18 protein-coding genes are annotated in these 17,351 nt (G+C 62.0%); 4 read left to right on the top strand and 14 right to left on the bottom strand.

Annotated features, from left to right (window positions below; genetic code table 11):
- Positions 1–93: 93 nt before the first annotated feature.
- The 12 genes from ACT6VE_RS07190 to ACT6VE_RS07135 form a co-directional block, all read right to left on the bottom strand.
- A complete protein-coding gene (locus tag ACT6VE_RS07190) occupies positions 94–468 on the bottom strand; it encodes a VOC family protein (protein WP_444797930.1) in 375 nt (124 codons plus the stop codon).
- Between the two features lie 64 nt (positions 469–532).
- Complete coding sequence (locus tag ACT6VE_RS07185; RefSeq protein ID WP_444797929.1) at positions 533–1,228, bottom strand: helix-turn-helix transcriptional regulator; 696 nt, start codon at positions 1,226–1,228, stop codon at positions 533–535.
- 105 nt (positions 1,229–1,333) lie between these two features.
- Positions 1,334–1,495, bottom strand: coding sequence for a hypothetical protein (locus tag ACT6VE_RS07180; protein ID WP_444797928.1), 162 nt, complete (start codon positions 1,493–1,495; stop codon positions 1,334–1,336).
- A gap of 160 nt (positions 1,496–1,655) precedes the next feature.
- The gene (locus ACT6VE_RS07175; protein ID WP_444797927.1) at positions 1,656–2,843 is read right to left on the bottom strand and encodes a saccharopine dehydrogenase family protein; all 1,188 of its coding nucleotides are present in this window, start codon (positions 2,841–2,843) and stop codon (positions 1,656–1,658) included.
- A 27-nt stretch (positions 2,844–2,870) separates the two neighbouring features.
- On the bottom strand, positions 2,871–4,376 hold the full coding sequence (locus ACT6VE_RS07170) for an aldehyde dehydrogenase family protein (protein WP_444797926.1): 1,506 nt from the start codon (positions 4,374–4,376) through the stop codon (positions 2,871–2,873).
- A 167-nt stretch (positions 4,377–4,543) separates the two neighbouring features.
- Positions 4,544–4,891 carry a cupin domain-containing protein gene (locus tag ACT6VE_RS07165; RefSeq protein ID WP_064333342.1) on the bottom strand — a complete coding sequence of 116 codons (348 nt, stop codon included), beginning with the start codon at positions 4,889–4,891 and terminating at the stop codon, positions 4,544–4,546.
- 29 nt (positions 4,892–4,920) lie between these two features.
- Positions 4,921–5,283, bottom strand: coding sequence for a cupin domain-containing protein (locus ACT6VE_RS07160; RefSeq protein ID WP_444797925.1), 363 nt, complete (start codon positions 5,281–5,283; stop codon positions 4,921–4,923).
- On the bottom strand, positions 5,276–6,568 hold the full coding sequence (locus ACT6VE_RS07155; RefSeq protein ID WP_444797924.1) for a nucleotide disphospho-sugar-binding domain-containing protein: 1,293 nt from the start codon (positions 6,566–6,568) through the stop codon (positions 5,276–5,278). Before ACT6VE_RS07155 ends, ACT6VE_RS07160 begins: the two co-directional genes overlap by 8 nt.
- A gap of 13 nt (positions 6,569–6,581) precedes the next feature.
- Positions 6,582–7,634, bottom strand: coding sequence for an ABC transporter ATP-binding protein (locus ACT6VE_RS07150; RefSeq protein WP_444797923.1), 1,053 nt, complete (start codon positions 7,632–7,634; stop codon positions 6,582–6,584).
- Positions 7,631–8,422, bottom strand: coding sequence for an ABC transporter permease (locus ACT6VE_RS07145; RefSeq protein WP_444797922.1), 792 nt, complete (start codon positions 8,420–8,422; stop codon positions 7,631–7,633). Before ACT6VE_RS07145 ends, ACT6VE_RS07150 begins: the two co-directional genes overlap by 4 nt.
- Positions 8,419–9,219: an ABC transporter permease gene (locus tag ACT6VE_RS07140; protein ID WP_444798254.1), complete on the bottom strand. Its 801-nt coding sequence runs from the start codon at positions 9,217–9,219 to the stop codon at positions 8,419–8,421. Before ACT6VE_RS07140 ends, ACT6VE_RS07145 begins: the two co-directional genes overlap by 4 nt.
- 166 nt (positions 9,220–9,385) lie before the next feature.
- Positions 9,386–10,444 (bottom strand): polyamine ABC transporter substrate-binding protein, encoded by a 1,059-nt coding sequence (locus ACT6VE_RS07135; RefSeq protein WP_444797921.1) that lies wholly within the window; start codon positions 10,442–10,444, stop codon positions 9,386–9,388.
- A gap of 203 nt (positions 10,445–10,647) precedes the next feature.
- On the opposite strand from ACT6VE_RS07135, the gene ACT6VE_RS07130 reads away from it, so the two are divergent.
- From ACT6VE_RS07130 to ACT6VE_RS07115, 4 genes are all read left to right on the top strand, one after another.
- Positions 10,648–11,589: a GntR family transcriptional regulator gene (locus ACT6VE_RS07130; RefSeq protein WP_444797920.1), complete on the top strand. Its 942-nt coding sequence runs from the start codon at positions 10,648–10,650 to the stop codon at positions 11,587–11,589.
- A 5-nt stretch (positions 11,590–11,594) separates the two neighbouring features.
- Positions 11,595–12,890 (top strand): glycosyltransferase, encoded by a 1,296-nt coding sequence (locus ACT6VE_RS07125; protein ID WP_444797919.1) that lies wholly within the window; start codon positions 11,595–11,597, stop codon positions 12,888–12,890.
- 260 nt (positions 12,891–13,150) lie between these two features.
- Complete coding sequence (locus ACT6VE_RS07120) at positions 13,151–14,395, top strand: AGE family epimerase/isomerase (RefSeq protein WP_444798253.1); 1,245 nt, start codon at positions 13,151–13,153, stop codon at positions 14,393–14,395.
- A 36-nt stretch (positions 14,396–14,431) separates the two neighbouring features.
- Positions 14,432–14,839, top strand: coding sequence for a DUF3307 domain-containing protein (locus ACT6VE_RS07115; RefSeq protein ID WP_444797918.1), 408 nt, complete (start codon positions 14,432–14,434; stop codon positions 14,837–14,839).
- Positions 14,840–14,842: 3 nt separating this feature from the next.
- Here the strand turns inward: ACT6VE_RS07115 and ACT6VE_RS07110 are convergent, their stop codons facing one another.
- Both ACT6VE_RS07110 and ACT6VE_RS07105 read right to left on the bottom strand, forming a co-directional pair.
- Entirely contained in the window at positions 14,843–15,736 is an 894-nt protein-coding gene (locus ACT6VE_RS07110; RefSeq protein WP_444797917.1) for a hypothetical protein, read from the bottom strand.
- An 815-nt stretch (positions 15,737–16,551) separates the two neighbouring features.
- Positions 16,552–17,226, bottom strand: a complete 675-nt coding sequence (locus ACT6VE_RS07105) for a hypothetical protein (protein WP_444797916.1) — start codon at positions 17,224–17,226, stop codon at positions 16,552–16,554.
- Positions 17,227–17,351 lie beyond the last annotated feature (125 nt).

The raw sequence follows: 17,351 nt of genomic DNA, 5'->3' as shown, positions 1-17,351 counted from the left end.
AAAGCAATTATCGGGTATTTCCGCAAGCGGGCAAGGCTGCATTGCATGATCCAGTCAAAGCGTCCAATACGGACGAGCCGGAGGCGAAGACGATCAGCCTCCATCCGTGACGGCATAGACACGCAGCCGATGGCCGTCGTGATCCGTCGCGACGAAGCTGCGGCCGAACTCCATATCCGTCGGCGGCATGAGGATGTCGGCCCCTTTGCCGGACCAATCCCGGTAGTGCGTATCGACCGCGGCCGCATCGGCCACCCGGAAGGCAATTTCGCAGCCACCGCCTGCTGAAATGGGCGCCGGTTCCACACCGTCCCGGCGCCAGAGACCAAGTCCGAGCCCCGAGGGAAGCCGGAACATCGTAAAGGTCGGGCTCGCCTCCACAGGCTCCAGGCCAAGCAGACGGGTGAAGTAACGGGCGCTTGCCTCGGCGTCCGCCACGTAGAGAAGAATGCTGTTATTGCCGGTCATGAAAACCTCCTGTGTTTGAAGACAGGGTGGTTCTAACCGTTCATGCTGTCAGTTTTTGGCAGCATCATACGTCACTGGTGGGAACGCCCTCCGCGTCCCGCCAGGCGCGCAGCAGCGCCTGCCGCCGTTTTGGATATCGGCTTTCCAGCACGTCGGCCGTCTCGATACGGTCGGTGCGAAAGTGACGAAATCCGTTTCGCAATTCGCACCAGGCAATGACGACCCGGGCATGATCGAAAAAGGACAGTGCAAAGGGCCACACGACGCGCGCCGAGGCCTCTCCTCCGCCAGTGTGATAGGTGAGCGAAACTTTGCGTTCTGCGCGGATAGCACCCCGCAGAATGGAAAGATCAATACCGCCGACCGGAAACGCGTCGCCGGGACCTACGAGCAGGGGCGACGTTTCCAGTTCGGTGCGCAGTTCCGGTGGCAGGACGGCGGAAATGCGGGCAAGGGCGTTGCGGGCGGCACCCTGCAGGTGGCTGTCGCCGCGCTGCGCAACCCAGCGCGCGCCAAGAACCAGCGCCTCGATCTCTTCCGGCGTGAACATCAATGGCGGCAACAGAAATCCCGGTTTTAGGACATATCCCAGACCCGGTTCGCCTTCGATATCAGCGCCCTGCGCCTGAAGGCTGGCAATGTCGCGGTAAAGCGTGCGCAAACTCACGCCGGTCTCTTCCGCCAGTACCCTGCCGCTCACGGGCCGGCGATGGCGACGCAAGGCTTGCAGCAGATCGAACAGGCGTTGGGAGCGAGACATGGCATAATGTCTATCGCATATCCGCTGCCAGACAATGGCAGCAGCCGGATATGATGGGAGCATGAAACACGATCATGCTCGGCCTAAAAAAGCGGGGGAAAAAATTCAGCCGACGAGGCCGAAAACCACTGCACTGACGAAGAGGAAAGCACCGGCGACGATGATGTTGTTCACGAGGACCTGCCGCTCTGCGCGGCGGGCACGGCGATCATTGACCGCGCTAAAGGAACCAAACGTAGAACGGCCGCCGAGTTTCGTACTGCTCATGCCATCATCCCTTGCTGCGGAGGCCGAATTTCCGGTCTCTCCTGGACGGACACTCATGCCCGCCCGTTCTCTGGGACTATTTATATATTATCCCTATAAGATTGGTAGGGTATTTTTTCTCAATTTCGCCATACTCGTAAACTGGCGTTTCACACGGCCGTCATGTGACGATTTTCGCGATACGAAACTTCCGTTTTTCCAGTTCCGGGAAATAGGTCGCGATGTCAAAGTAGCTTTCCGGTGCATGGACACCCGGTTTCCTCGGCATGGACAGGATAAGCTGGGCGGCGATGGACGCATTCATCGAGGTGCAGGCATCGACATAGGGTGCATAGATCGGATCCGGCGAGACCGTGACCTCGACGCGCACGGTGCGTTCCACTCCGTCCTTGCGGCCGCGGCCGATCGCGAAATGGATCTCGTGGCTGTCCTGCGCCGGGATCTTTTCCGCGTTTTTGCGGATATTGCGCTCGATCACCTTGTTCAGAACGTCGAGCGGCTTGACCTTGACGCCGCCGATCTCCACCGGCTCGTCGAAATCGCCGAAGCCGGCCTTCACGAGGCCAACCCAGGCCTCATGCTCGCGGTGCGGCAGATGCAGCTTCCAGGAAAACTCCTTGATGCCCTTCTCGCGGATGCCATCAGCAAGCGGCACCGTCAGCTGCTCGGAATGCGGGGAATGCATGAATTCGCAACGGCCCCACGGCTCCGGCAGGTCGAGGAACTCGCTACCGCTCATCGGCGCGCATTCGACATGTTTACCGCCGTAAAATTGCGTGCTCGCATGGGCGTATTCGGCAAGCACGGTCGACACGCTGTAGGGCGGCACGAGCACCGGGTTCTCGTCTCCGACCAGTTCCGCTGCCCAGTAGAGGTTGATCTTGTCGATCTCGTCCAGTTCATCGGCGACCGCCCGGCAGATGACGTTCGACATGCCGGGATCCGCACCGCAGCCGATGACCGCCGGCAAGCCGGCCGCCTTGAAGCGCTCATGCTGGGCAATTTGCTTGACCGTGTAGGTGCCGAGGCCGCCGAGATCCATGTAGGGCACCTTGAGCGCAAGTGCGGCCTCAAAGATTGTCATCTGGAAGCCGAGCAGGGTCGGCACGCAATTGATGCAGATATCGGCGCCGGCAATCGCGGCGTTCAAAGCCGCGGCATTCGTCACGTCGAGATCGACCAGCGTGACGCGCGGATCGCCAAGCTCCTTTGCCAGCGCCTCCATCTTCTCCCGCGAGGCATCGCAGAGGCGGATGGTCGTGATGTCGATGATGGCGCGGTCGGAAAGGAGGTCGCGCACGATGCCCGCGCCCATGAAGCCCGCGCCGCCAAGAAGGGTGATGATCATTGTGTTTTCCTCAAAGAATTGCCGGTGTCAGACGTGCTTGCGCCCGCCCTCCTCGTAGAACCAATCGTCCGGATAGGGATACCACCAGCTCTGTATCACTGGCTTGTGGTCGATGATGACCATCTTGGAGCGGCGGAAGACATCGAGGCCGAGCTTCGAAAGCTCCCGCCCAAGGCCGGATTTCTTCCAGCCACCGAAGGGCAATGCGTCGTTGTCGATCAGCGGATTGTTGATCCACACCATGCCCGCCTCCAGCCGGTCCGCCGCCTCCATCGCCTCTTCGAGTGACGTGGTGAAGACGGAAGCCCCTAGGCCGAATTCGCTGTCGTTCGCTCGCTCGATCGCCTCGTCGAAATCAGCGACCCGCATGACGGCGGCAACAGGACCGAAACACTCCTCGCGCAGGATCGCCATGTCCGGCGTGCAGTTCGTCAGGATCGTCGGCTCGTAGAACCAGCCGACGGGCTCGCTCTCCGATATCTTTCCACCGATCACGACGGTCGCGCCCTTCGCCTTGGCATCCTCGACCAGCCGGATGACCTTCGCCCGCGCCGCCTCGCTGACGAGCGGGCCGATTTCCGCGCGGGTGAGCCCGTTGCCGATGCGCAGGCGCTTCGTTTCCGCAATGAATTTTTCGACGAATTCGTCATGCACCGCATCAACGACGAAGAAGCGCTCCGCCGAGGTACAAACCTGGCCGGACATGTGGAAGGCCGCGGTGACGGCACCGGCGGCGGCCACGTCGAGCGGCGCATGTGCGGTGATGATCATCGGATCCGAGCCGCCGGCCTCGATGACGGCAGGCTTCATCTCAGCCGCTGCGGCCATGGCCACAGCCTTGCCGGCGGCAACCGAACCGGTGAAGGCCACCGCATGGGTTTTTGAAGACACGATCAGGGCGCTGCCAAGCTCCACTCCACCCGGCAGGCAGGCGATCAGGCCTTCCGGCAGCGCTTCGAAAACCTGCATGAACTCCAGCGTCGATAGCGTCGTCGCCGGTGCGGGCTTGATGATGCAGGCATTGCCGGAGGCAAGCGACGCGGCGACCGTCCAGCACATCAGCAGGATCGGAAAATTGAACGGCATGATGTGCACGCTGGTGCCGAGCGCCTCGTAGCGCGCATGCTGGAAGGAGCCCGCCTGCGTCGTGCCTGCGACCTTGCCGGCCTCGTCGCGCGCCATTTCCGCGAAATAGCGGAAGGCCCCGGCGCAATTCGCCACCTCGCCGATCGCCTCCGGATAGGGTTTTCCCATTTCGCGCGACATCAGTTCCGCGCAGTGCCGCATGTCGGTCGCCTCGATGCGATTGGCGATGCGGTGGAGGATCGTCGCGCGGGACTTGGCGTCGAGCCGCTTCCAGTCGCGCTGCGCCTTCGCGGCGACGTCGAGCACCGTTTCCATCTCCGCCAGCGTCGTGTCGGCGATGGTGCCGACGGTCGCGAGCGTGGCGGGGTCGATCACCGTGTGGCGCACGCCTCTGCTCGGGATATAGGCTGGATGCTGGTAAAACACGGGGTCGGCGGGATTGAACATCGTTTCATTCCTATGCTGTCGGCGGCGGCGGCCCTCTTACCCTACCCTCTCCCCGAGGGGAGAGGGGGAGGCCGCGTGTGCGGCGATGTCGAGCTTCACCTGGTGCTTCTTCCTCTCATCCCCGTGGGGAGAAGGGGGCCCGAAGGGCCGGATGAGGGGGTGCCCCGTTAGCGGATCATGTAGACCTTCTTCACCGTCTCATGGACGGTGCACTCGCCCTTCCAGTCCTTCGGGAAGAAGGCTGCGGTATCCGGCGTGATCTCGATCACCTCACCGCTTTCATGCACATAGGTGCAACGGCCTTCGAGGAAGTGGCAGAACTCGTCGCTGGTAACGTGGCAGAACCACTTTCCCGGCGTGCAGATCCACAGGCCGCTCTCGGATTCGCCGTTCGGGCCTTTGTAGATGACCTTGCCGGAGGTGCGGCTTTCGCCCTCGATCATTGTGGGGATCACGCCCCAGTCCTTGAGGTCGGTTTCTTCGAGCGGTTTGCGCATCAGAGGTGTCGCGGTCATTGGGAGTTTCCTTTCATTTTCTGTTCGCGTCAGGCCAGCATGTAGATATTGCGCATGGTCTCGATGACAGTGCATTCGCCGGTCCAGCCGGCCCGGAACAGGACGACGGTGCCGGCCTCGACCTCGATCACCTCGCCCTCATCCGAACGATAGACCGCCCGTCCTGCCACGAAATGGCAGAACTCGTCGCGCGGGATCGACAGCCGCCAGCGGCCGGGCGTGCAGACCCAGATGCCGGATTCCGGCTGGTTGTTTGGCCCCTTGAAGACGAGCCGGCCGGAGGAATGGGATTGACCCTCCAGGCTATCCGGCTGGTCGCCCCAGTCGACGAGGTCGGAGAACGTCGTGGCCTCGTAAATATGCGGCGCCGAGGATTTTGTCGTCTCAACCATTGTAGGCACCCGTCTTCACAAGTTCGTCGAGAATGCCGGCGGCCTTCTTCGGGCCGTTGCGCGCCTGCATATGCGCGCTGGTGGCGGCAAGGCGTGTCTTCATGGTCGGGTTGTTGACGCAGGCATCGAGCTTGGCGGCGAGATCCGCATTCGCCCAGTCATAGCGCGGCATCTTGAAGCCGTGGCCGGTCTCGTCGACGCGGGTCGCGTTGTCGTGGCCATCCCAGACATAGGGCATGATGATCGCCGGTTTGCCGAAATAGAGGCACTCCGTGAACGAGTTGTTGCCACCGTGATGGATGACCGCATCGACCTGCGGAATGAGGGACGGCTGCGGGAACCAGCTGTCGACGATGATGTTGCCCGGCAGGTCCTCATACTGGTCCTTGTAGTCGCCGACATTGACCAGCGCGCGATAGGGCAACTTGCCGATCGTCGCAATCAGGCGCTTCAGGAGATCGGTGTCCCCCGCTCCGAGCGAGCCGAAGGAAATATAAAGCAACGGCTTGTCGTTGTTTTCGGAGAACGCCGGCACCTCGTAGGGTTTTTCCTTGCGCACGCAGCCTTCGAGATACTGGAACTGCTTTGGATCGAGCGGATGTTCGCGCTCGAATTTTACCGCTTCCGGATAGAGCAGCAGATTCATGAAGGGCGAAGCCTCGAAGAACTGGCCAATCGGGTAAGCCGCCTCGCCGTTCTCGCCAAGGAAGCCGTTGAAATCGTCATGGATCGGCTTGATCACGGCGTTGAAGTGATCGCGATACGCCGCATGGCCCGAAAAATCCTTCTCCTCGCAACCGGAAAGATGCGGCGGGATTTTTGGATCCTCGATCTCGTTTTCCGAGCAGGAGATGATGCGCACCCAGGGCTTGCCGAACTGCTTGATTGCCGGGAAGAGAATGACGTTGTCGACGCAGATGAGGTCCGGCTTGATCCTTGCCAGCACGCCCGGCAGGTCCTTCTGCGCCCACTTGGCGCTGTCGACGATCGCCGTCCAGCAATCCTTCACATAGTTGTCGACCTGGTCGTAGGGGGATTTGCGGAAATTCGGGATGTGGCCGTTGATGAAATCCTCCCAGAATTTCGCCATCTGCTCCGGCGGCATGGGTTCGGAGAGGTTCACGGCGTGCGCCTCGAAACCGTAGCCCTCATAGACGGAAACGAAGCCGGGGTCGGAGAGGAAGACAGCCTTGTGGCCGAGCGCCTCGACGGCCTGGGCAATGCCGACCGAGTTCAGCGCCGGGCCGAAGGCCGCTTCCGGGAAGAATGCTATGGTCTTGGACATGGTGTTTCCCTCTTTATTCATTGAAGAGCCGGCATTTCGCCGGGTCGAGCTTGAGGCTCAACGCGTCGCCGATCTTCCAGTTGCCCGCCCCGCTCGCGGGGATGCGGACCTGGAGTGGCGTTTCGGCAGCGGCCGTTTTGACATGCAGCACCCGGTCGAGCCCGTGATAGGCGATATCGGTGATCGTGCCGGCGACCGGATGACCGCCCGGTGGGCCGATGACGATGTTTTCCGGGCGGATGGCGAGCGTCGCCGCTCCGGGTTTTCCACCCGCGGCCTTTACCTGCAAACCTTCCGCCGCAAAGACGCCATCCGCGCCCACCTTGCCGTCGATGAAATTCATGACGCCGATGAAATTCGCGACGAAGCGGTCGGCCGGCCGTTCGTAGACCTCTTCCGGTGCGCCGACCTGCAACAGGCGACCGTCCTTGAGGATCGCCATGCGATCGGCCATGACCAGTGCCTCTTCCTGGTCGTGGGTGACGATGATGAAGGTGATTCCGGCCTCGTTCTGCATGCGCTTCAGTTCAAGCTGCATCCGCTCACGCAGCTTCTTGTCCAGCGCACCCAGCGGCTCATCGAGCAGCAGCACCTTCGGGCGCTTCACCAGGGCACGGGCGAGCGCCACGCGCTGTTTCTGCCCACCGGAAAGCTGATCCGGCTTGCGGTCGGCAAAGGGCGTCAGGTCCGTCATGCCCATCGTGTCGTCGACCCGGCGGCGGATATCGGCCTTGGGGAGGCGCTCCATTTCGAGGCCGTAGGAGAGGTTCTGCCGAACGGTCATATGCGGAAAGAGCGCGTAGGACTGGAACATCAGGTTGAGCGGCCGCTTTTCCGGCGGCAGTGGCGAGATGTCCTTTCCCTCGAGCAGGATGCGCCCGGCATTCAGGCTCTCGAAGCCGGCCAGCATGCGCAGCAGCGTGGTCTTGCCGCAGCCGGACGGGCCGAGCAGCGCGAAGAATTCGTTTTCGCGGATATCGAGGGATACATTGTCGACCGCTGTAACCGGGCCAAATGTCTTGCCGACGCCCTCGATGCGCAAAATTGGATTGTTCGATGGCGTCATGGGACCTGCTGTTCTCTGTTGAGCCATTGCGAGATCAGGAGTGCCGTCGCGCTGACGCCCATGACGATGGTGGCGAGCGCGTTGACCTCCGGCGTGATGCCGAAGCGGATCATCGAATAGATCTGCATGGGTAGGGTGATCGACGAGCGTCCGGCACCGGCCGTGAAGAAGGCGATGATGAACTCGTCGACCGACAGCGTGAAGGCGAGCAGCGCGCCCGCGACGATTGACGGCAGCAGCACCGGGAAGGTGACGCGCCAGAAAGTCGTCCAGCCGGATGCGCCGAGATCGCGCGAAGCCTCGACGATGGAGAAGTCGAAATGTTTCAGCCGCGCCCGCACGACCGAGCAGACGAAGGCGAGGTCGAAGATGACGTGGCTGATGACGATCGTGTGTAGCCCCATCGCGAGGCCAAGCCGTGAGAAGAAGGTGAGCAGCGCCACGGCGAGCACGATATCGGGGATGACCATCGGCGCGAAGACGAGCGCCTCCAGCCCGTTGCTCTTGCGTCGCCGCGTTTCCATGCCGAGTGCCAGCAGGGTGCCGAGTACCGTCGAGATCACGGTGGCGAAGACGGCGACGATCAGCGTGTTCCAGGCGGCGCGCAGAATATCGGTATTGGCAAGCAACGCGCCGTACCAGCGCGTGGAAAAACCGGGCCAGGAGGTCGGCAAGCCGCTGTCGTTGAACGAGAGCAAGACCAGAACGGCGATCGGCAGGTAGAGGAAGCCGAAGACCAGCAAGAGTACGATGCGGCCGGGCAGCTTTCCGGAAAGGGCGACGCTCATCGCTCGACCTCCCCTTTGCGCTCACCGGAGGCATGGGCCGTGGCGCGGGCCTGCAAAAGGAGCAGCACGATCATGGTCAGGATCAGGGCCGCGCCAAGTGCCGCCCCGAAGGGCCAGTCGTTGGCCGTCAGGAACTGGTCGTAGACAAGATTGCCGACCATCTGGAACCGACCGCCGCCGAGCAGCGCCGGCGTCACGAAATTGCCGATGGAGAGCACGAAGACGAAGACACCACCGGCCGCAACGCCCGGCAAAGTGAGTGGCAGCGTGACACGCAGGAAGGTGCGGACGGGACCGGCGCCGAGATCCCGTGAGGCCTCCATCAGCTCCGGGTTCAACCGCGACAGCGTGGAATAGATCGCGAGAATGACGAAGGGCAGGTAATTGTAGACGAGGCCGATGATGACGGCACTCTCTGTATAGAGCATGGACAGTGGCTCGCCCGTGTAACCCAGCGTGCGCAAGAGATTGTTGATCAGGCCCTCGCGGTTGAGCAGCACGATCCAGGCATAGGTGCGGATGAGATAGTTGCTCCAGAAGGGCAGCACGGCGAAGAACAGCAGGATCGGCTGCGTCATCCTTGGCGCGCGCGAGATCGCATAGGCGGCCGGGTAGGCGATGAGGATGGCGACCACCGTCGCCGTCAGCGCGATACGCGCGGAATTGAGAAAAATCTTCGCATAGAGCGGATCGACGACGCGGGCGAAGTTTTCCAGCGTGAACGTGTATTCCACCCCGCCCCAGACGCCGCGCTGGAAGAAGGCGTAACTCAACACCAGCACGCACGGCACCACCATGAAGGCGACGAGCCAGGCGACGCCGGGCGCGGCGAGCAGGGTCGGTCTGGTGGCGTTGATGGACAATATTGTGCTCCCGCGGGGCCGCAACCGGCGCCCGCGCATCAATGGGTTCAGGATTGGAAATGCCCGTGGCAGCGCGAACCGCCACGGAGGAGGCGCGCGATCAGTTCGCGGCCTTGATCTCGCTCACGATGCGGGAATAGTCTTTTTGCGCGGTGCCGAGATCACGCAGCAGCTCGTATTTGACGAGCTCTGCCGGGGCCATCGCCATGTTCGGGTACTGCTCGGCCAGAGCCTTGTCGAGGCTTTCCATCGCCGCCTTGTTCGGCACCTTGTAAAGGATGTTCTGGGCCGCCCAGGCATGGTTCTTGGCGTCGAGGATGAAGTTGATGAACTTCATCGCCGCTTCCTTGTTTTCCGAGCTCTTCATCACGACGATCGTGTCGATCCAGAGGTCGGAGCCTTCCTTCGGCACGACGAACTTGATGTCCTTGTTCTCGGTAATGCCGTAATTGCACCATCCGTCCCAGGCCTGCACCAGCGAGGCTTCCGCCGAAACGAGCTTGGAATAGAAGGTGGTGTCGTCATAGGCGAGCAAGGTTTTCTTCGCCTCGACCAGGAGGTTTTTCACCTCTTCCAGCTTCGCCGGATCCTTCTCGTTGACCGAAAAGCCCTTGGCCAGTTCGCCCGCCGCCATCAGCCAGCGGTCGGTGGCGAGCATCGTGGTCTTGCCCTTCAGCTTGTCCGTCGGCTGCAGCAGGTTCATCCAGCTGTCCGGCGTGCCTTCGACGAGGTCGGAGCGATAGCAGAGACCCGTCGTGCCCCAGGTATAGGGCACGGAAAAGGCGTTGCCCGGGTCATAGGCGAGCGCCGTCGCTTCCGGGTAGAGATTGGCGAGGTTCGGCACGGCGGCCTTGTCGATCGGCTCGGCGAGCCCCTGCCCGTTCAGGATTTCGGCGAAGGGCGAGGAGACGAAGACGACGTCATAGCCCTTGCCGCCGCTCGCCATCAGCTTGCCCATGACCTCTTCGTTGGTGGCGTGGTTGACGACCTCGATCTCCAGCCCCGTCGCGGCCTTGAAGGCATCGGCGATGTCCGGGGCCATGTAGCCGGCCCAGTTCGAGATGACGAGATCGGCGGCGGAGGCCGCGCCCGCCGAAAGGCTGGCGGCAAGAAGCGCCGCGGCCGCTGCGGGCGCAGTCAGTCGGTTCTTCACGTTCACGGAAGACTCCCTTGTTTCGATTGTTCCTACCTCTTTGAAGGGCGTGCCGGTTCTCCGGTCTCGTTCCCGTCGCATGGCAGTATTATTTAGAAAAAAAATACGTCAATAGGCTTTCTCTATTTTTGTGCAGCGATCGCAAAACCGTTTATCCGGACTTGCGAAACAACGCCTCAAAGGGCAGCATGCGCGGTGATGGAGGGCGGATGCCGCAGATGACCCCTGAGCCGAAACGCACCAACTTTCGCCATGTCGAGCTGGCGCAAAAAATACTGGATGTCGCCGGTGAACGCGGCATGGCGCCAGGCGAACGGCTGGCCGAACAGGCCCTCGCGTCACTCTGCAATGTCTCCAGAACACCGATCCGCAAGGCTTTGCAGATACTTGCCGAACGAGGGCTAGTGACGGCCGATGCCGAGGGCGGCTATCTTCTCGCCGCCGATCCGGTCGCCACGGCGCGGCTCGAAGACACTGCGGATGGGGACGGCGAAAACGAAATCTATGCGGCGATCCTGCGTGACCTTTCAGCCGGGCGCATAACCGAGAGCCAGACCGTTGCCGGTCTCCAGCGCCGCTACGGTGTCTCGCGCCAGGCGGTACAAAATGCGCTGATGAAACTGTCAGAAGAAAATCTTGCCGAGCGCGGCGCCGGCCAGCAATGGCTGCTAAAACACTTCGCTATTAGCGGCGACGCAGCGGCGAAGAGCTATGAATTCCGCCTTGCGACCGAGCCGCTGGCATTGACCTTGCCCGATTTCAAGCGGGACATCCCAGCGATGACGGCGCTACGCCAATCGATGATGATCCTGCGCGGCATGAACGAGACGACGTTCGACCGCAAACTCTTCGACCGCACGGACTTCGATTTCCATCTGCTGATCGCGCGCTGTTGCGGCAATCCCTTCATGGCCGAAGCGCTGACCAATCATCACCGCCGCCGCCGCGCGAGCCCGCCGGCAGGCCATCTCAACGCCTTCCGGCTGATGCAGTCAAATCTCGAACATATCCAGATCCTCGAGCAGATCGAGCGCGGCCAGATGGAGCTTGCCGCCGATCTGATGCGTGTGCATATACAGCTCTCCCAATCGCAGCGCCCCCGGCTCGCCGGCCGTGGCGTCCCTCCCGCCTTCAAGCTTGTCGTGCGTTAGTCCCCATGGCGCCAGCAAAGACCATCGCCCTATTTCCGGAAGCGAGCTACGGCGCGGCGCTGAACTGCGTCGGCATCGCCCAGGAACTGCGGCGTCTGGGCCACCGGCCGGTCTTCATCTGTCACCCTGGCTTCAGCGGCGTCTTTGCAGAGTATGGTTTCGCCGAATACCAGCTGACCGACGCCGATGCCGTGCCGACAGACTGGAACGACTTCATCGAACGCCACCAGGACGCCTTTCGCCAGGCGCCGCTCGACCAGCTCGAAAGCTATGTCGGCCCGACCTGGGAGGCGATCGTCGATACGGCCATGCGCGTGGAAGAGCCGTTGCGTCAGCTTCTCGGCCGGCTGAAGCCGGATGCCATCGTGCTCGACAACGTCGTGATGTTCCCGGCCGTCGCCAATGCCGGCGTGCCGTGGATCCGCGTCGTTTCCTGCGCCGAGACGGAAATTCCGGACGAGAACGTCCCGCCCTACCTCTCCGGCTGTGGCGGCGACGAGCGCGCGGCATGGTCGAACTTTGCTGCGGGCTACGAAAGGACGGTAGCACCGGCTCACAAGCGCTTCGCCGGCTTCCTCGCCGAGTGCGGCCTCAAGGCGCCGACGTCGCCGAATTTCCTCGATCCATCGCCCTGGCTGAACTTGCTGCTTGCGCCGGACATAATCCGACATGAGCGCCGTCAGAAACTCGATCCGGCCACTTTCGTCTTCCTTGACGGCTGCGTGCGCCATGAGGCGCCCTACACGCCGCCACGGTTTGCCAGCCACAACGAAGCGCCCCTGGTGCTGACGAGTTTTGGCTCGCTCGGCGCAATGGACGTTACCATGATGAAGCGCATGATCAGCGTCTTCGCGACACTTCCCTATCGCTTCCTCGTCAATGCCGGGCACTGGCGGGAGGAGTACCGCGAGGTACCGGACAACGTCTTCATCGACAGCTGGTTCCCGCAGCCCTCGGTGGTCGAGCAGGCGAGCCTGTTCATTCACCACGGCGGCAACAACTCCTTCTGCGAAGCGCTCTATTTCGGTGTTCCTTCACTGATCATGCCCTACTGCTGGGACGGCCACGACAACGCGGCACGCGCCGCCGAAACTGCCGTCGGACGGCGGCTTGGCCGCTACGATTGGAGCGACGCCGAGCTTGCGGACGCAATAGAAGGCCTGCTCAGTGACGAGGCGATGCATGCGCGGCTGAAGACCAATGCAGCGAAGATGCACAAGGCGGCCGGCGCGACGCATGCGGCGGAGGAAATCGCGCGGATCGTCACCGGCGTGGCCGGGACAGCACGCGCTTCTGTCTGACGATTTCGACGAGAAGCAGATCACACCCTTCGGTAGTGAGCCCCCCGGGACCGGCCTATCAAGCCAGCTAGAGGCATCCCGTCCTGGGTTGCGACACTTTCCGTTCTGGGCCATAACTCCCCTCCCCACCAGTCGAGGCCAGCCGTCATTGCGAGCGTTGCGGGCCGTGCGTGATCCCCACGCCACGGCAACTCCCCCCGCGCTCCGGCGAAGCCCCGGCATCGGGCACAACAATGCGGACCGATCAAAAAGGAGAACGCATCATGGGCGCAACGGGACATCTTGGTACGGCTTGGCGCAAGCGCGACTATCACCGTCAATGGCTCTGGCGGGAAGCAAACCGCCTCTTCGATTTCTTCCAGAACCGGGCCTTCAATCCGGTCGGCGGCTTCCACGAGCTGGATGCCGAAGGCCGCCCGCTCAACGCCGGAAATCCGGTGCGTGGCATCCACTCGACAGCCCGCATGGTGCATTGCTTTTCCATCGGCAGCCTGCTCGGCCGTCCGGGCTCCGACGATCTCGTCGATCACGGCATGAAATACCTCTGGGAAAAGCACCGTGACCAGGAGCGCGGCGGCTACCATTGGTCGCTCGACAATTCCGGCCTTCTCGATTCCAGCAAGCAGGGTTATGGCCATGCCTTCGTGCTGCTTGCCGCGTCGAGCGCGAAGCTTGCCGGCCATCCAGACGCCGACCGCATGATCGCCGATGTCACAGACGTGCTGGAAAAGCGCTTCTGGGAAGACAAATACGGCGCGATTGCGGAAGAGTTTGATGCGGACTGGACGCCGGTCGCCGGCTACCGTGGCCAGAACTCCAACATGCATCTCACGGAAGCGCTGATGGCGGCTTTCGAGGCGACGGGCGAAAAGACCTATCTCGACAAGGCGACAAGCATCGCCGACCTCGTCATTCGCCGCCACGCGGGTGAAAACGGTTTTCGCGTGCCCGAGCATTTTGACGAGAACTGGGTGCTCGACAAGGCGTATCGCGGCCACGAGATGTTCCGCCCCTCCGGCACCACACCCGGCCATTGGCTGGAATGGGCCCGCCTCATCCTCCAGCTCTATGCCCTCGGCGGCAAGAAACACGCCTGGATGCCGGAAGCGGCCAAGGCGCTCTTCGCACAGTCCATCGCGCTTGGCTGGGACACGGAAAAGGGCGGCTTCTTCTATACGCTCGACTGGGACGACGCGCCGGCAAAGCGCAACAAGCTGTGGTGGCCGATGGCCGAGGGTGTCGGAGCGGCAGCCTTCCTTGCCGAACACGTGCCGAGCGATTTCCACGAGATCTGGTACCGCAAGATCTGGGATTCAATCGCCCGCCATTTCCTCGATCAGGACCGCGGCGGCTGGCATGAAGAACTCACCGAAGATCTTGTGCCGAGTTACACCCTTTTCGCCGGCAAGGGCGACATCTATCATGCGCTCCAGGCCTGCCTGATCCCGCTCTATCCGGCGACGGGCAGTCTGACCAAGGGCATCATCGAGGCCGGCGGCCACTAGGCCGCCTGCTTCTGCCGCCAGGCAGACGGGAGTGGAATGATCGACGTACCGGACCAGATCTCGACCGCGTGGATCGCCGCCGCCTTGGTGGCGTTCCTCGCCAAACACTTCCTGGCGGATTTTCTGCTCCAGACGGACTGGATGGTGGCGGGCAAGGAACAGCCGGACGGCTGGTTCCTGCCGCTTGCAGCCCATGCGGGCCTGCATGGGGCACTGACCGCCGCCCTCTTCCTCCTCGTGTCGCCACCGCTGGTTTGGCTCGGCCTTGCCGACGCCCTGGTTCACGGCACCATAGACCGGCTGAAGAGCATCGCTACACGCCGCCAGAAACTGACGCCCCGGCAATCGGCCTTCTGGTGGCTTCTCGGCGTGGACCAGACCCTGCATCACCTGACGCATGTTGGTCTGGCCATCCTTCTCGCCGCCGCAGGTTCTGCTTCGTGACCGTTAGTCGACCGCGCCCGGAGGGCGGACCGTTGCTTCGCGCAGCAGCAGGTCGGTCAGGGCCATGTTGTCTGCAAACCAGCGATTGGCGGCATGCCACATCGATGGCGTCAGGCATATATCGTGACCCCCACGCGTCTCCGTCGTCAGCAGACCGGCGTCACGCGCGGCCTCGATGATGCGACGGACATGGGTGCGTGAAACACCGGTCTGCGTGGCGAGCCTCTGGTACCCGGTGGGAACCATGCTATCGCCGTTTTCCCGCGCGTCGCGCAAGAGAAGCAGCAGGATCATATAGCCGCAGTCGTGCGCGAAGAACGGGGCAAGCGGCAAATGCCGGCGGATGAGCCGGCTAAGGCCCGACAGATGCGCCAATGTCACACGCCGCATGGCACGATGCAGATCCGCGGGAAGCGGACCGCTGTGTTTCCCGATGGGGGACAGGCCGAAATCCGATACGGCTGTCACGAGAAGCCCGAGGATGCCGGCATCGCGGGCCAGAAGGGTAGCGCTCGGCACGAGCAGCCGAACGCGCCGATCCGAGGCGTGCGATTGCTGTGTCAGAAACCCGTATTTGCGCAGGCAAGAGACCTGCGCCTCGACGCGGTTGCGGCTCGCGACACCCAGTTCGGTCACTTCGCGCTGCAGGCGCCCGAGCGTCAGCCATGTGGACGGCTGCGCCATGTCCTGACCGGCATGAAGCGACAAGGCCGCGAGATAACAGAGAAAACGGCCCTCCTCCAGGATCAGCCGGTTGAACAGATGGTTGCCTTCGTAGAGGGCGAGCTTGCCGGCAATCAGCCGGTCTCGGGTCTGTGCAAATCCAGCCGCGCTCAGAAATTCGAACGGTGGCACGCGAAACGCCACCGCGCTGTCTTCAAACGTATGCTGGTCCATGTCTGCACTTCCCCAATCCGGAGCGGCGCGCTTTGTTTTTTTCTTGTCACGGCACCGCAGGTCCAATTGGACCCATATTTTTCCATGGAGTTGCAGCCCGCTGAAACTGTCAATTGTATTACTATGCCGAATGCACAATATGAGACGTGAGGCCAAAAGAATGAGACACCGTGCAAAAACGGCAAACCCGACACCGTGACGAATTTTCAGGAACGGTCAAAGTAACGTAAATTTGCCCACGGTAATGTTTTCGCCCTCGAAGCGAACGCTCGTTTTTCCCAAACGCGGGAATCGCGTGTTTTCAACGTGTTGAACGTGCCGCCGCGCCAAATGTACGAAGACCGATTTCAGACCCAAAATCAAATCGACAGGCCCTGTCGTGCCCTCCATCGTGGTTCTCTCAATCACAGCGCAGGCCTATATTTTATGGTAGCCGGATGTCGCTGGCTGGGATCAATTCGAAGGGGAATGGTCAGGTTGTTTCTTGCGTCCCCCTGCACAACGATTCCTCATTCGAGGGAGCCATCATGACCGAACGCTCCCAGACCTATCATCCCCATAGATTTCAGAGGATCTTTGACGCCCCGACAAGCCGCGCAAAGCGGGTTCAGGGTGTGGCGATGACGCCGAAGGGCTCCAACACGGAAGACGACGGTATGGGTGAGGACGAGATCAACTCGCGGTTCCGCCATCAGCGACGCGTCACCGAGGCACAAAACCAATGGGCTGCCATGGAACACACGTCTTCGACATGTCCTCGCCGCTTGCACCGCTCGCCGCCGCGATGATTTGGCTGCGATGAATGCCGGTTCCTCCTAACGTTTGGTCGCCATCCACAGGATATGGCGGGCACCGCCGCGCTTACCATTGGCACGCACGTTCACCTCGTCGGTGGCGAAGCCAACGTCACGCAATCGGCGTGTAAAAGCACTATCCGGCGCGGATGACCAGACACCCAGCACGCCGCCAGCGCGCAGGGCAGCCTTGGCGGCACGAAGGCCGTTGTGGTCATAGAGGCTGTCGTTGGAAGCCCGTGTCAAACCATCGGGACCGTTGTCGACATCAAGCAGGATGGCATCGTAGGCCGCCTTCGTCGATCGGATCAGCGCGCCGACATCACCGACATGGATCTTGACGCGTGGATCGTCGAGTGTGCCATTGTGGAGATCTGCCATAGGTCCGCGCGCCCAATCGACGATCGCCGGAACGAGCTCCGCGATGACGACACGGGCGTCGTCGGACAGGGCGCCAAGGGCGGCCCGCAACGTGAACCCCATGCCGAGGCCGCCGATCAAGACGCCAGCGTTTTTACGGCCCGCAATCCGCTCGCAGCCAAGCGTCGCCAGCGCCTCTTCCGAGCCGCTCAGCCTGCTGTTCATCAGCTCCGTCGCACCAAGCATGATGGAAAACTCGCTACCCCGCTGCTTCAAGCGCAGCTCGCCACCGTCACCGGGAATGGTTGCGCGATCCAGCTGAATCCAAGGAAGCATCGGGGTATCTCGTTGTGTTGTTCGGAGGGCCTCGTAACATGAGCGCAGTGCCAAACACACCACATTATCGATGAACCGAACAGAATTGAACGCAAACGGAATTGCTACCGACGAAGGCTTCTTGT

Origin of the sequence: Shinella sp. (assembly GCF_052438155.1) — a bacterium.
Classification (GTDB): Bacteria; Pseudomonadota; Alphaproteobacteria; order Rhizobiales; family Rhizobiaceae; genus Shinella.
The sequence above is the reverse complement of the archived record's forward strand: the minus strand, read 5'-3'. Positions and strand labels throughout refer to the sequence as shown.

Coding starts and splice junctions, on each gene's coding strand:
- ACT6VE_RS07190 (WP_444797930.1), bottom strand. CDS start 468: ATGACCGGCAATAACAGCATTCTTCTCTACGTGGCGGACGCCGAGGCA.
- ACT6VE_RS07185 (WP_444797929.1), bottom strand. CDS start 1,228: ATGTCTCGCTCCCAACGCCTGTTCGATCTGCTGCAAGCCTTGCGTCGC.
- ACT6VE_RS07180 (WP_444797928.1), bottom strand. CDS start 1,495: ATGAGCAGTACGAAACTCGGCGGCCGTTCTACGTTTGGTTCCTTTAGC.
- ACT6VE_RS07175 (WP_444797927.1), bottom strand. CDS start 2,843: ATGATCATCACCCTTCTTGGCGGCGCGGGCTTCATGGGCGCGGGCATC.
- ACT6VE_RS07170 (WP_444797926.1), bottom strand. CDS start 4,376: ATGTTCAATCCCGCCGACCCCGTGTTTTACCAGCATCCAGCCTATATC.
- ACT6VE_RS07165 (WP_064333342.1), bottom strand. CDS start 4,891: ATGACCGCGACACCTCTGATGCGCAAACCGCTCGAAGAAACCGACCTC.
- ACT6VE_RS07160 (WP_444797925.1), bottom strand. CDS start 5,283: ATGGTTGAGACGACAAAATCCTCGGCGCCGCATATTTACGAGGCCACG.
- ACT6VE_RS07155 (WP_444797924.1), bottom strand. CDS start 6,568: ATGTCCAAGACCATAGCATTCTTCCCGGAAGCGGCCTTCGGCCCGGCG.
- ACT6VE_RS07150 (WP_444797923.1), bottom strand. CDS start 7,634: ATGACGCCATCGAACAATCCAATTTTGCGCATCGAGGGCGTCGGCAAG.
- ACT6VE_RS07145 (WP_444797922.1), bottom strand. CDS start 8,422: ATGAGCGTCGCCCTTTCCGGAAAGCTGCCCGGCCGCATCGTACTCTTG.
- ACT6VE_RS07140 (WP_444798254.1), bottom strand. CDS start 9,219: ATGGTGGTGCCGTGCGTGCTGGTGTTGAGTTACGCCTTCTTCCAGCGC.
- ACT6VE_RS07130 (WP_444797920.1), top strand. CDS start 10,648: ATGCCGCAGATGACCCCTGAGCCGAAACGCACCAACTTTCGCCATGTC.
- ACT6VE_RS07125 (WP_444797919.1), top strand. CDS start 11,595: ATGGCGCCAGCAAAGACCATCGCCCTATTTCCGGAAGCGAGCTACGGC.
- ACT6VE_RS07115 (WP_444797918.1), top strand. CDS start 14,432: ATGATCGACGTACCGGACCAGATCTCGACCGCGTGGATCGCCGCCGCC.
- ACT6VE_RS07110 (WP_444797917.1), bottom strand. CDS start 15,736: ATGGACCAGCATACGTTTGAAGACAGCGCGGTGGCGTTTCGCGTGCCA.
- ACT6VE_RS07105 (WP_444797916.1), bottom strand. CDS start 17,226: ATGCTTCCTTGGATTCAGCTGGATCGCGCAACCATTCCCGGTGACGGT.